This window comes from Nocardiopsis algeriensis (assembly GCF_014203695.1).
Classification (GTDB): domain Bacteria; phylum Actinomycetota; class Actinomycetes; order Streptosporangiales; family Streptosporangiaceae; genus Nocardiopsis; species Nocardiopsis algeriensis.
The window spans coordinates 265,046-278,580 of the sequence record NZ_JACHJO010000006.1; the positions used below are offsets into that span (position 1 = coordinate 265,046).

General features: G+C 71.5%; 11 protein-coding genes. 8 read left to right on the plus strand and 3 right to left on the minus strand.

Annotation, left to right across the window (positions count from 1 at the left end):
- Positions 1-11: 11 nt before the first annotated feature.
- From FHS13_RS11655 to FHS13_RS11675, 5 genes are all read left to right on the plus strand, one after another.
- Positions 12-761 (plus strand): energy-coupling factor transporter transmembrane component T family protein, encoded by a 750-nt coding sequence (locus tag FHS13_RS11655; protein WP_184291635.1) that lies wholly within the window; start codon positions 12-14, stop codon positions 759-761.
- A 63-nt stretch (positions 762-824) separates the two neighbouring features.
- Complete coding sequence (locus FHS13_RS11660; protein WP_184291414.1) at positions 825-1,613, plus strand: enoyl-CoA hydratase-related protein; 789 nt, start codon at positions 825-827, stop codon at positions 1,611-1,613.
- Positions 1,614-1,902: 289 nt separating this feature from the next.
- A complete protein-coding gene (locus FHS13_RS11665; RefSeq protein ID WP_246405170.1) occupies positions 1,903-4,209 on the plus strand; it encodes a serine/threonine protein kinase in 2,307 nt (768 codons plus the stop codon).
- A gap of 369 nt (positions 4,210-4,578) precedes the next feature.
- A complete protein-coding gene (locus FHS13_RS11670) occupies positions 4,579-5,358 on the plus strand; it encodes an electron transfer flavoprotein subunit beta/FixA family protein (protein WP_184291416.1) in 780 nt (259 codons plus the stop codon).
- 33 nt (positions 5,359-5,391) lie between these two features.
- Positions 5,392-6,336 (plus strand): electron transfer flavoprotein subunit alpha/FixB family protein, encoded by a 945-nt coding sequence (locus FHS13_RS11675; protein ID WP_184291418.1) that lies wholly within the window; start codon positions 5,392-5,394, stop codon positions 6,334-6,336.
- A gap of 70 nt (positions 6,337-6,406) precedes the next feature.
- Here FHS13_RS11675 and FHS13_RS11680 read toward each other — a convergent pair whose 3' ends face one another.
- Complete coding sequence (locus FHS13_RS11680) at positions 6,407-7,168, minus strand: methyltransferase domain-containing protein (RefSeq protein WP_184291420.1); 762 nt, start codon at positions 7,166-7,168, stop codon at positions 6,407-6,409.
- A complete protein-coding gene (locus FHS13_RS11685) occupies positions 7,165-7,923 on the minus strand; it encodes a class I SAM-dependent methyltransferase (protein ID WP_343064993.1) in 759 nt (252 codons plus the stop codon). Before FHS13_RS11685 ends, FHS13_RS11680 begins: the two co-directional genes overlap by 4 nt.
- A gap of 158 nt (positions 7,924-8,081) precedes the next feature.
- Between FHS13_RS11685 and FHS13_RS11690 the strand changes: the two genes are divergently transcribed.
- Complete coding sequence (locus tag FHS13_RS11690) at positions 8,082-10,082, plus strand: hypothetical protein (protein WP_184291422.1); 2,001 nt, start codon at positions 8,082-8,084, stop codon at positions 10,080-10,082.
- Between the two features lie 106 nt (positions 10,083-10,188).
- On the opposite strand, the gene FHS13_RS11695 is transcribed toward FHS13_RS11690, so the two are convergent.
- A complete protein-coding gene (locus FHS13_RS11695) occupies positions 10,189-11,505 on the minus strand; it encodes an acyltransferase family protein (protein WP_184291424.1) in 1,317 nt (438 codons plus the stop codon).
- A gap of 188 nt (positions 11,506-11,693) precedes the next feature.
- Between FHS13_RS11695 and pgfA the strand changes: the two genes are divergently transcribed.
- A complete protein-coding gene (gene pgfA / locus FHS13_RS11700) occupies positions 11,694-12,617 on the plus strand; it encodes a cell envelope lipid trafficking protein PgfA (protein ID WP_184291426.1) in 924 nt (307 codons plus the stop codon).
- Entirely contained in the window at positions 12,601-13,527 is a 927-nt protein-coding gene (locus FHS13_RS11705) for a decaprenyl-phosphate phosphoribosyltransferase (RefSeq protein WP_184291428.1), read from the plus strand. The genes pgfA and FHS13_RS11705 overlap by 17 nt, the downstream gene beginning before the upstream one ends.
- Positions 13,528-13,535 lie beyond the last annotated feature (8 nt).

The window sequence follows — 13,535 nt, forward strand, 5'->3', positions numbered from 1 at the left end:
CCGCGGACCCGATGACCCCGGACGTCCCCCGGAGGGCCGGGTCGCGGTACTGGCTGGCCGGGCTCAACCCGGCTGCCAAGCTGCTCGCCGCACTCGTGCTGGCGCTGGGGCTGGTCCCGGCGGTGGACGCGGTCACCGGCGGCACCGTGCTGGTCGGGGTGCTGCTCCTTCTGCCGTTCAGCGGGATCGACCGGAGGACCCTGCTCGTGCTCGGCGGACCGTTCCTCCTCATGGGCCTCTCCAGCGGCCTGGTCAACCACCTCTACGGCGAACACGGCCTCGAGGGCGCGGTGGGCGTGGCGGTGCGCCTGCTGGCGATCGCCCTGCCCGGGGCGGTCGCGGCGGTGAGCAGCGACCCCACCGAGACCGCCGACGGGCTCGTGCAGCGCCTCAAGGTGCCCGAGCGGCCCGCGATGGGCGTACTGGCGGCACTGAGGCTCGTCCCGATGCTCGCCGACCAGTGGCGGACCGTCACCCTGGCGCGGCGGGCACGCGGTCTGGAGGCGGGACGGCACCCGCTGCGGGCGGTGTCGCTCTTCTTCAGCCGGCTGTTCGCGCTCCTGGTGCGGGCCGTTCGGACGGGGACGCTGATGGCGACGGCGATGGACGCCCGCGGTTTCGGTACCGGGCCGCGCACGCACGCCCGGCACAGCCGCTGGCGCGCCGCGGACACACTGCTCGTGGTCGGCGCCGTGCTGCTGCTGGCGGCCGCCTACACGCTCTCGGCGCGGTTGGGCACCCTGGTGCTGCTGTTCGGGTGAGACCGGTGGTAGGACACCCTGGACCGAGACATTGAGGAAACCGAGAAGGAAGAGGGGGAACCCGTGGCCGAGTTCGTTCGCGTGGAGGCCGATCCCGACAACCCGGCGGTGGCCGTCATCCGGCTGGACCGCCCCAAGGTGAACGCGCTCAACGCGGCGCTGACCGCCGAGATCGCCGAGGCCGCCGCCGCGGTGGCCGCCGACCCGCAGGCGCGGGCGGTGGTCCTCTACGGCGGTGAGCGCGTGTTCGTCGCGGGTGCCGACATCAAGGAGATGGCCGATCGCACCACCGCGCAGATGCTCGACTACTCGCGCGCCCTCCAGAGCGCGCTGAACGCCGTGGCGCGCATCCCCAAGCCGGTCGTCGCCGCGATCACCGGGTACGCGCTCGGGGGCGGCCTGGAGCTGGCGCTGGCCGCGGACTTCCGGGTCGCGGGGGAGAAGGCCAAGCTGGGTGTGCCCGAGATCCAGCTCGGTGTGATCCCCGGCGCGGGGGGGACCCAGCGCCTGCCGCGCCTGATCGGCCCGTCGCGTGCCAAGGAGATGATCTTCGGCGGCCGCCACGTGGGCGCGGAGGAGGCCCACCGGATCGGCCTGGTCGACGCGGTCGTGCCCGATGCCGACGTCTACCGGGAGGCCGTGGCGCTGGTCGCCCGGTACGCGGACGGCCCCGCCGTGGCGCTGGCCGCCGCCAAGGAGGCGGTGGACCGGGGTCTGGAGACCGATCTGGACACCGGTCTGGAGATCGAGCGCCTCCACTTCGCGGGCCTGTTCGCGACGGAGGACCAGGCGGCGGGCATGCGCAGCTTCGTCGAGCAGGGACCCGGCAAGGCGGTTTTCCGGGGCCGCTAGCGGGCCCTTCGGGAGAACGGCGGCGGTGCGGTCGGGAAGAAGGGTTTCCCGGACGCACCGCACGGGCCGAAACCGGCCACTCCGGACGCCTGGGAAGGAACCGGAGGGGCGGTTTTTCCGTCATACTCATGGTGGTCGTCCGAAGAGACCGGCCGCCGGGACCCCGGCTCCCCCGGCGGCGCCGAACAGACCACCGGGTCCGGGACCCGTACAAGCCAATGACGACCCATCCCCCCGGCCGATAAGCTGGACGTGGCGGTATGCGGTCTTTTGAGGGGATGAGTTCTCGATGGCAATGTCGGCAGGTTTCCCCATGGGCGAGGAGCTGCCGGAGCGCATCGGCCACTACGTGATCCGCCGCCGAATCGGCCAGGGCGGCATGGGCGTTGTGTACCAGGCAGAGGATCCCCGGACCGAGCAGTTCGTGGCGGTGAAGGTCCTCAAGCCCGAAGTCGCGGGGGACCGTATCGCCCGCGCCCGGCTCGCCCGCGAGGTCGAGACGATGCGCCGCGTGCAGAGCCCCAACGTGGCAGAGGTCATCGACGCCAACATCGACGCGGAGCTGCCCTGGGTGGTCACCGAGTACATCCCGGGCCCCACCCTGGACTCGACGGTCACCGACCACGGCCCGCTCCGGGGCCGCGCGCTCACCCGCTTCGTCACGGGCCTGGCCCAGGCGATCAAGGACATCCACGCGGTCGACGTGATCCACCGCGACCTCAAGCCCGGCAACGTGATCATCTCCAACGGCGAGCCGATCGTCATCGACTTCGGCATCGCGCACGCCGTGGACGGTGCCAAGCTCACCCAGACCGGCACGTTCGTGGGCACCCCCAGCTATCTGTCTCCCGAGGTCATCGAGGGCACCGCGCTGGGCCCGGCCACCGACATCCACGCCTGGGGAGGCACCGTCGCCTTCGCCTCCACGGGCCGCCCGCCCTACGGCTCGGGCGCCTTCGAGGTCATCTTCTTCCGCATCCTCAACGGCGAGATCGACATGGAGGGGATGCACGAGGCGCTGCGGCCCCTGGTGACCCGCGCCGTCGCCCGGGACATGTCGCGCCGCCCCACGGCGGCCGAGATCGTGGAGGAGGCGGGGCGCCTCAACCTGGACCTGCCCTGGACCGAGGACCCCGGCCTCAAGCTCTCGGGCGCCACCGGCAGCCACACCGTCTACCACGCCCCCGTCACCGGCCACGGCGACCGGCCGGCCGAGGACTCCGGCGGCCTGGGCGGCGCGGCGGCCGCCGGTGCCGCCGGTGCGGCCCTGGGCGGTGCCGCCGGATACCTGGCCGGGCACACCGGGCAGGGCTGGGAGTCCCCCAGCGGGCCCCAGCAGCCGGTGGAGTCGTGGTCCACCCCGGCCGAGTACGCGGCGCAGGAGAAGGCGGAGTCGTGGTCGACCCCGGCCGAGTACGCGGCGCAGGAGAAGGCGGAGTCGTGGTCGACCCCGGCCGAGTACGCGGCGCAGGAGGAGGGGATCCGGGACGCGGACACCGAACGGGTGCCTCCGGCCGGTGACGATCCGCAGGGCACGATGATGATGGACCCGGTCGGAGACCGGGACGCCACCGGCCGCGTTCCCGCGGCGGGGCGGGACGATCCGCAGGGCACGATGATGATGGACCCGGTCGGGGACCCGGACGCCACCGGCCGCGTTCCCGCGGCGGGGCGGGACGATCCGCAGGGCACCATGATGATGGACCCGGTCGACGACCGGCGGGAGAGCCGTGTCTACGCGGAACCCGACCACGACGCGGCTCCGCAGACCCAGTTCTTCAACACACCGCTGCACAAGGGCGACTTCTCCGACATCCTCACCCCCGTCGAGGAGGGCCGGAGCAACCAGACGCAGACCTTCGACGAGGACGACCACGAGGAGCGGGGCGGCTGGCTCAGCCGCTTCCGCCGCGGCCGCAGCGACCGGCTCGGCGACTACTTCCGCGGTGACGGCGCCGAGAGCGACGAGTACGACGACTACGGCGACGAGTACGGTGACGAGTACGAGGACGAGGCCTGGCGGATGCACCCGCTGGTGCTCGTCCCCATCATGATCGCGCTGGCCGGTGTGGGTCTGTGGTTCCCCTGGATCGGCATCATCCTGGGCATCGTCGTCATCGCCGGACTCAGTGCCCTGGACGTGGTCAAGGCCGAGCACGCCAAGCGCCTGCAGACACGCGGGGCGCGCAGCTCCGACACCATGGTGGTGGCGCTCAGTTTCCCGTGGGCGTTCGGCCGGACGGTGCTGCGCACGATCGGGTTCGGTCTGATCTACCTGCTGGCCGGAATCCTCATCGGCATGATCTACGCCTCGTTCCGGGAGACGGCGGGCGACGGCGCCAACTACACCGGCGGGTTCGCGATCTTCGTGACGATGCTGCTCAGCTACATCATGCCGAGCGGACGCGGGGCCCGCCACCAGGCGGTGTGGCTGGTGGAGCGGGTGCGGTTCACCAACCTGTACGTGTACATCGGTGTGGTGGTCGCCATCGTCCTGTTCACCATGTTCATCCTGTCCGTCGGGCTGAGCTCGGCCCCGGTCTGGGAGCTGGGGCCGCTCCAGGGCCCGTCGGACTGGTTCTCGGGCTCCGAGTGACCGGTCGCGAACCTGCGGGGCGCCTTCTTCCGTGCGGAAGGAGGCGCCCCGCCGCTTGGGAGTGGCGTGCCTGCTCGTCGGGGAGGGACGGTCACTAGGGTGGGGGCGGGGACCCGTTCGGGAGGGTCCTCGCAACCTCGGGGAACCGGACCGGTCAGGGTTCCCCAAGTAACACGGGCCGCGGGTTGGTCTTCAAGCTACTAGCGAGTAACATACGTGTCATGAGCACCCGGCGGGGAGGACCGGCCGGAAAACCCGGCCCCGCCGCCGAATGACCGAGCGGCATTCGGCATTGTTGTCAGTACGGGGCGCGCCAGCGTCCGGCCGCCGCAGGCGGATCATGGAGTGCAGGGAGGTCGGCCACCGGCCATGAATATTGTCGTTTTGGTCAAGCAGGTCCCGGACACGGCGACCGAGCGGAAGCTCAACCCCGATGACAAGACGCTCGACCGCGCAGCGTCCGACGGCGTCATCAACGAGCTCGACGAGTACGCGATCGAGGAGGCGCTGCTCCTCAGGGAGAAGCACGGCGGTGAGGTCACCGTCCTGACCATGGGGCCGGACCAGGCCACGGACTCCATCCGCAAGGCCCTGTCCATGGGTGCCGACAAGGCCGTCTTCGTCAACGACGACACCCTTCACGGCTCCGACGCGCTCCAGACCGCCTACGCCCTCTCGCAGGCGCTGGGCAGCATGGAGTTCGACCTGGTCGTCCTGGGCTCGGAGTCCACCGACGCCCGCACCGGTGTCGTCGGCGCCGCGCTCGCCGAGTACCTCGGCCTGCCGCAGCTCACGCTGGCCGGCAAGGTCGACATCGACGGCAGCGCCATCAGGATCCAGCGCCAGACCGACTACGGCTACGACGTCGTCGAGGCCCAGCTCCCGGCGGTCGTCTCCGTCGTCGAGAAGATCAACGAGCCGCGCTACCCCTCCTTCAAGCTGATCATGCAGGCGAAGAAGAAGCCGGTCGACAAGAAGTCCGCCGCCGACGTGGGCATCGACGCCGGCAAGGTGGGTCTGGCCAACGCCACCACCGAGACCGTCGACTTCGCCGCCGCGCCGCCGCGCGCCGCGGGCACGATCGTCAAGGACGAGGGCGACGGCGGCGTGAAGATCGCCGACTTCCTCGCCGAGAAGAAGTTCGTGTAGGCCAGGCGAGAGACTCAGGAAGGTTCAAGGAATATGGCTGAGGTCCTCGTCCTCGTCGACCACGTCGACGGACAGGTCAAGAAGGTCACCACCGAGCTGCTGACCGCGGCCCGCCGCATCGGCGAGCCCGCCGCGGTGTGGATCGGCGACGGTGCGGAGTCGGGCAAGGCCGCGCTGGCCGAGTACGGTGCCGAGAAGGTCTACGTCGCGCCGGCCGAGCTCGACGACTACGTCGTCGCTCCCAAGGCCGAGCTGCTCGCCTCGCTCGCCCGGGACAAGGGCGCCGCCGCGATCCTCGTCTCGGCCACGGCCGAGAACAAGGAGATCGCCGGCCGCACCGCCGTCAAGCTGGGCTCGGGCGTGCTCACCGACGTCGTCGGCGTCAGCGCCGACCTGGTCGCCGAGCACAGCATCTTCGGTGGTGCCACCGTCACCCACGCCCGCGTCAGGACCGGCGTCCCGGTCATCGCGGTCCGTCCGAACTCCGTCGTGCCCGAGGCCGCCGCCGGCGCCGCGGCCGAGGAGGCCGTGTCGGTGGAGATCTCCGACGCCGCCAAGACGGCCAAGGTCGTCGAGCGCGTCGCTCAGGAGAAGGGCGAGCGCCCCGAGCTCACCGAGGCCGCCGTCGTGGTCTCCGGTGGCCGAGGCGTGGGCTCCGACGACTTCTCCGTCGTCGAGAACCTGGCCGACTCGCTGGGCGCGGCCGTCGGCGCCTCCCGCGCCGCCGTCGACTCCGGCTGGTACCCGAACCAGTTCCAGGTCGGCCAGACCGGCAAGACGGTCAGCCCGAACCTGTACGTGGCCCTGGGCATCTCCGGCGCGATCCAGCACCGTGCGGGCATGCAGACCGCGAAGAACATCGTCGCGGTCAACAAGGACCCCGAGGCGCCGATCTTCGAGCTCGCGGACTACGGCGTCGTGGGTGACCTGCACACGGTCGCCCCGCAGCTGACCGAGGAGATCAAGAAGCGCAAGTAACCGCGCTCGCGATCCCGAACGCCCGGCCGGGAACGGCCGGGCGTTCGCGTTTCCCGGCCGGGCGGGCCGCTCAGCGCTTCCGCAGGACGAGCAGGAGGTTCCAGGTGACGACCTCGCGCAGTACGGGGACGTGTACGACCGGCTTCATCCAGGTGGGCAGGTAGCGGGGACGGATGTCCACCGGTTCGACGTCGGCGCGGGTGCGCGCCCAGCGCAGCATCTCCTCGGCGTGGGCGGCGTACATGGTGCGGCCGAAGTCGTTCTTGGGGCGGCGGCCGTGCCTGCGGGTGAAGCGCTCGGCCGCGTAGGACCCGCCCAGGTAGTGCCAGGGGGAGGTCTCGTGGCCGCCCCAGGGGGAGAACCAGAGTGTGTAGGACAGGTAGACGAGTCCGCCCGGGCGGGTGACGCGCACCATCTCGTCGGCCATCCGCACGCGGTCGGGGACGTGTTCGAGCACGTTCGAGGAGAAGCACACGTCCACCGAGTCGGTGCGCAGCGGCAGGTTCAGGGCGCTGCCCTGGACGGCGAAGGCGTCGGCCTCGCGGCCGTGCAGGGTCATCTCGTGGGCGTCGGAGTCCACACACAGGCAGCGGGCGCCCGCCTCGCGCAGGGCGTCGGCGAAGTAGCCGGGGCCGCCGCCCACGTCCACCACCAGCCGTTCCCGCAGCGGGGTGTAGGAGCGCAGTTGGGCGACGGTGTCGCGGGCCAGGGTGCCGTAGAAGAAGGCGGGGTCGGTCTGCTCCTTGCGGAAGGCCGAGAAGAGCGCGACCGAGCGGCCCAGCGTGGCGCGGAAGGGGACGGTGCCGTCGTTCCGCGTGCCGGAGGCCGTCACGCCTTCTCCCCCACCGCGACGTAGTGGCGCAGGTGGCGCCAGTGGTCGCCGCCCCAGTACTCGTCGGAGGCCGCGATACGCGACCCCGGCAGGAGCTCGGCAAGGCGCTCGGTGGGCAGGACGTGCATGCGCATCGGCGCCGGATAGCGCAGGAGCACCCTCTGGGCCAGTGCGACCAGGGGCCAGGGGACGTGGCGGAACACCATGCCCTTGAAGGTGCGGCGCTCGGACTCGGGTACGCCCAGGACCAGCGCCCCGCCGGGCCGGACCACGCGCGCGAACTCGCGGACGTAGCCCTCGGCGAGCTCGGGGGGCAGGTGCTGGAGCACCAGGTCGGTGTAGACGAGGTCGAAGGAGTCGTCCTCGAACAGGGCCAGGTCGGGGCGCTCGTTGAGGACGAAGCTGACCCGCCCGCCCGATCGGTCCAGGCGGCGGGCCTCCTCCAGCATGGGCGCGGAGATGTCCACCCCCACGACCTCGTCGAAGTGAGCGGCCAGGGCGTTGGAGAGCCGTCCTGCCCCGCAGCCGAAGTCCAGGACCCGGCCGCCGTCCGGACGCAGACCCAGCTCCTCCAGACGGGCGACGGCCGGGTCGATGTCGGCGCGGCCGGAGGCGAGGAACTCGTCGTCGTCCCAACCGCCGCCCCGCTTGCCGGGGTCCACGCACACCGCCCACAGCGGTTCGGCGGCACCCAGCCTGGTCCAGTCGCGGCGGACCTGTTCGAGCCCCACCCGCATCACCTCCACGGTGCCCACGATTCCGGAACAGAAGGTCCGACGGCCAGGTGAATCATGTTCCTGTTACGGAGTTGTTGCAGAGAAAAGGCCTGGTACAACAGGAAGATTTAAAACTGAAACTTGTTGTATTCTGTCATCCGCTTTCTGGTCGGCCAACCACGGCGGGGAGAATACCGATGTCGTCAGCGTCTCCCGAGACGGGGGCAGGGGAAGTCGACTCCGCGCGGACACCTCCCCGGGTGCGGCGCCCGGTCGAGGAGCCGGAGGAGGGGCCGGGGCCGGCGGAGCTCGTGCGCGCGGCCCTGGTGCGGGCGCGCCGACTGGCGGCCGACCCCCTGCTGTGGGTCTCGCTCCTGGTGGTGGCCGCGGCGGTGGCGGCCAGGGCCTACGTGCTCGCCCACTCCTACTTCGTCGAGGACGACTTCCTCTTCTTCGGTGCCGCGCACGCCGCCGATCTCACCCCCGAGTTCCTCTTCTCCCTGCACAAGGGCCATTTCATGCCGGGGGCCATGTTCCTGGTCTACCTGCAGACGGCCTTCCTTCCCTACGCCTGGTGGTTCAGCGCGGGTTCCGTGCTGGTGCTCCAGACCGCCGCGTTCCTGGTGTTCCTCCGCCTGCTGTGGGAGCTCTTCGGCCGCCGCTGGTCCCTGCTGGTGCCCCTGGCCCTCTACGTGCTGTCCCCGCTGACCGTTCCGGTCCTGGGCTGGTGGGCGGCCGCCCTGAACGCGGTGCCGCTCCAGCTGGCCATGGGTCTGGCCCTGCTGTGGACGGTCCGCCACCTGCGCACCGGTGAGCAGCGGTACGCCTGGCAGGCGGGCGGGGCCGTCGTGTTCGGCATGCTGTTCTCGGTCAAGGCCCTGTTCCTGCCGCCGCTGCTGTTCACCGCGGCGGTCGCCTTCCTCTACCCGGGAGGCCTGCTCACCGCGGCGACGGCCGCCTTCCGCCTCCACCGGCCCCTGTGGTCGGCCATGGCCGGCCTGACCGCCGGTTACCTGGTCCTGTACCTGATGCGCGAGACCGCGGGCGGCGACCCCGAGGGCGCGGCCCTGCCCCGGTGGGACACCGCGGTCGAACTGGTGCGGCTCATGCTGACGGAGGCCTTTCCCGTGGGGGCGCTGGGCGGCCCCTACGAGTGGCCCCTGGTGGCTCCCACCGGCGGGCTGATGGACCCGAGCGGCACCGTGGTCCTGGGCGCCTGGGCGGCCCTGACCGCGCTCGTCCTGGTGAGCCTGGGCCGGCGGGCCCGGGCCTGGCGGGCCTGGGCGCTGCTGACCGGCTACCTGGTGTTCGCCGACGCCCTCCCCACGGTCATCGCGCGCGGCCGCGACCAGGGGATGGCCGGGGCCGATGCCCGCTACGTCGCCGATGCCGCTATGGTCTTCGCCCTGTGCCTGGCCTTCGCCTTCCTGGTCGTGCTCGAGCAGCGGGCCCGCGAGCACGTCGGGCGCGCGGGTGAGGAGGCCCCCTCCCCGCCGGGGAGGAGCCGTTCCCGCCGGCGGCTGCGGACGGCGGCCGTCGCCGGGCTCGCCCTGGCCCACGCGGCCGGGGCCCTGTACTCCACCCACACCTACGCCCGCACCCTGAACGGGGAGGAGCTGCGCGCCTACCTGGACAACGTGCGCGCCTCGCTGGCCGACGTGCCCGAGGGCGGCCTGTATCCGCGCCCGGTGCCCGAGGATGTGGTCCTGGAGTGGAACGGCGAGCGCCGCCTGACCTCCTACGTCCTGCCGCCGCTGGCCGACGGCGAGACCGCCGAGCGGCTGAGGGTTCCCGAGCAGGCCGCCGCCGCGTACGTGTTCGACGAGGAGGGGCACCTGGTCCCCGGGGTGCACACCGAGTTCAGCAGCGTCGTCGTGCCGGGGCCGGACGACGAGTGCCTGGGCACCCTGGAGGGCGCGGTCTCCTGGCCGGTGCTGGAGGTCGGCGGAGCCGAACAGGTGGCCACGGTCGGCTACGTCTCCGAGGAGGAGTCGGAGATCGTGGTCTCGGTGGACGGCGGATGGATCGAGGCCGCTCTGCCCGCCGCCCCGGAGGGCGCCTTCCGGCACATCCCCGTGGCCGAGCGCGGGAACCGGCTCTCCCTGTTCCTCGACGAGGAGGCCGTCTGCCTGACCGGGGTCGCCCTGGGGCGACTCGCCCCCGGTGACGAGGACACCCCTCCGATTCCGCAGGACTAGGCCCTGTGCTGCGGATGTTCTCGCCGTATCGGCGGAGCCGATTCGCCGGCGCGGCAAGGGGGTGCCTGGTGGCCGTGCAGTCCGAGATGATCCAAAAAAACAGGGCCTAGGGACGGCGGAAGAACTTCCGCGACCAGAGGCGGCTCGGTTCCTCGACCCAGCGGTGGGTGGCGGCGGCCAGCAGGACGGTGACCGCCGTCACCGGGACCATGTCGAGCCAGAACGACCCGGTGAAGATCTCCTGGCCGGTGAAGTCCCGCCACAGGTACAGCACCAGGAACTGCCACAGGAACACGCCGTAGGAGATCTTGGCGAGGAACTGGCACACCCGGTGCCGCAGCAGCGAGTCCAGCCAGCGCCCGCCGGTCCAGGCCGCGGTGCTGCGCAGCGGCATCGGGGGTCCCGCCGGCCTGGGTGCGAGGGCGGCCGGGGCGAGGACGAGGAACGCGAACCCCATGGTGCTCAAGGACTCCAGCAGGGCGGTCCAGAAGTTGCCCGAGCCGATGAACCTGCCACCGGTGGCCTCGGTGGCGCACAGGGCGAAGAATCCGCCCGCGGCAAGCCAGCACACCCCCGGGGCGGAGGCCGCGGTGCGGCAGAAGCGGCGCACGGGCCCGTCGGGGCCGGGCTCGCGCCAGGCCCACTCCGAGAGGACGGCCAGCGCCATGCCGCCGGCGAACATGCCGAGCGTGCGCGGAAGCCACGCGTGCATGTAGGACCTGTGCTCGGGGAAGTACTGCGGAACCAGTGCCAGGAGTGCGAGCGCGGCCATGACCGCGAGCCCCCACAGCAGGCGCCTGCCGCGTGCGTCCACGGTCGTGCCCCGGCGCGCCCACAGGGCGAGCAGCAGGGCGAACAGCGGCAGCAGCAGGTAGAAGCTCACCTCGACGGACAGGCTCCACATCTGTCCGAGGCCGTAGGGGCCGGTGCCCACCCACGACGGATCGGTGTTGAAGGGGAAGGTCAGCGTCAGGGTCTCGATCCAGTAGCGCGGGGATCCGAGCTGATCGCGCGACCAGATCAGCAGCGCGGCCACCGCCACCAGCCAGTAGGCGGGGAAGACGCGCACCACGCGGCGCCACAGGTAGACGCGGACGTCGGGTCCCCGGCGCCCCTCCAGGGCGGCCCGCGCCCACGGCCGGTACAGCAGGACCCCGGACAGCGCGAAGAACAGGGGGACCGCGAGGTCGAAGGCGGACAGGAGCCCGCCCAGGACACCGGGGGCCAGGGCGTCGCCGGTCTCGGTCGCGACGTGGAAGACCAGGACCATGAGCGCGGCCGCGGCGCGGATGCCGTCGAGTGCCTCGTTGCGGCCGCCGACCTGGGGCAGCACCAGGGCGGGGTCGGGGGCGGGAGCAGCGGTGGAAGCACCGGCGGAGGGGGTGTCGGCGGGCCCCTCGGGCGCTGGGGAAAGGGACGCCATGGGATTTCCAGAACGGGAGGGAACGGGAGCACCATCATTAGAACGTGTTATAAAAATTCGGGCACGCCCTGGTGACGTTGTTCACTACTGGGCAGTACTCTACCCAGAACTGAAGCTAGTTCCACCAACCCCCCTCATTGAGACCCAACCCCCTTCACTGAGACCCGAACCCACGCCCAGGAGGGCACATGCGCCGTACAGTTGCGGTCGTTCTCGTGGCGATCGGGGTCTTCTGCCTCGCCTTCGCACCCCTCATGCGCACGTGGCTGGTGAGCTCCCTCGCTAAGACCCCCCTCGACTACTACAGCGAGACCGTCAACGTCGCCGAAGGAGCGACCTACTTCAACATCGAGGATGTCGAGCTCGTCGAGAACGCCACTCTCGAGGCGCACGCCACCATCCGCGCCGACGTCGCCTCCAGCACCGACGAGACGGTGGTCTGGGACCAGTTCACCTGGCTGAAGGACGCCGACACCGACTTCGGCATCACCTCCACCAGCCGCCGCGCCGGCCACGACCGCGTGACCGGCGAGGCCGTGGACTGCTGCGACGCCATGATCAACGAGGAGAGCGTCGCCCAGTCCGGCCAGCTGTGGAAGTTCCCCTTCTTCACCGAGCAGCGCGACTACGACTTCTTCGAGAGCACCGTCCAGGAAGTCGTCCCCATGGAGTTCCGGGGGACCGAGGAGATCGAGGGCGTCGAGGTCTACCGCTTCGAGCAGACCGTCGACGACGCCGTGATCGGCGAGCGCACCCTGCCCCGCTCCGTCGCGGGGCTGGAGGGTGACGGCGACGTCACCGGCGACGAGGTCTTCTCCATCGTCCGCACCTACTGGGTCGAACCCACCACCGGCTCGCCCATCAAGGTGAGCGAGCACCAGCAGCGCGTGGTCGACGTCGAGGGCGAGGAGGTCCTCACCCTCCTCGACGCCGAGCTCGTCTTCGACGACGCCTCCGTCCAGCAGGCCCTGGAGAACTCCGAGCAGGGCCGCACCGTGCTTCCGCTGCTGAGGACCACGCTCCCGATCGGCCTGCTCGTGGTCGGTGCCGGAACCTTCGCCATGGCGGCCGTCCTGTACTTCTCCGGCCGCCGCAGTGACCACCACAACTGAGGACCCCGAACGGCTCCGCGACCGCCGCACCCAGCGGTGGCGCGGGGCCTTCCCCGCCCTCCTCGGGGCTCTCCGCCCCCGCCAGTGGCCCAAGAACCTCCTGGTGGCGGCGGCACCGGCGGCGGCCGGCACACTCACCGAGGCGCAGGCCGCCGCGGCCTGCGCCTCGGTGTTCGTGCTGTTCTGCGTCGCGGCCGGCGGTACCTACCTCCTCAACGACGTCCGCGACATCGAGCGCGACCGCGCCCACCCGCGCAAACGGCACCGCCCGATCGCCTCGGGACGGGTGCCGGTCCCCGTGGCCGTCACCGTCGGCTCCCTGCTCGTCGTCGCCGCCCCGGCGGCCTCCCTCCTGCTGGGCGACCCCCTGCTCACCGGCATCCTCACGGGATACGTCGTCCTCACCCTGGCCTACACCCACCGCCTCAAGGACATCGCGGTCCTCGACCTGGTGGCGGTCGCCTCCTGCCACGTGCTCCGCGCCGCCGCGGGGGGTGTGGCCGCCGGCGTCCCGCTGAGCTCCTGGTTCGTCGCCGTGGTCTCCCTCGCCGCGCTCCTGGTGGTGACCGGCAAGCGCGAGGTCGAGCTGCGCGCCCTGGCCGACCGGCCGGCCCCCGGCCCGGTCCGCGCCGTCCTGAACGTCTACACCCCCGCCTGCCTCGCCCGGACCCGGACCGCGGTGTCGGCCGCGATGATCCTCACCTACGTCCTGTGGGCGTTCGAGCAGGGCGGTGGGAACGCGTTCCACGCGGCCAGTACGCTGCCGTTCACCATGTTCGTCCTGCGCTACAACCTTCTCGTCGACCGCGGCACGGGGGAGGAACCCGAGGAGATCGCCCTGCGCGACCGCCCCCTGCAGCTGGCCGGCGCCTCCCTTCTCACCCTCGTGTGCCTCGGCATCCACCTCTGACAGGAGGA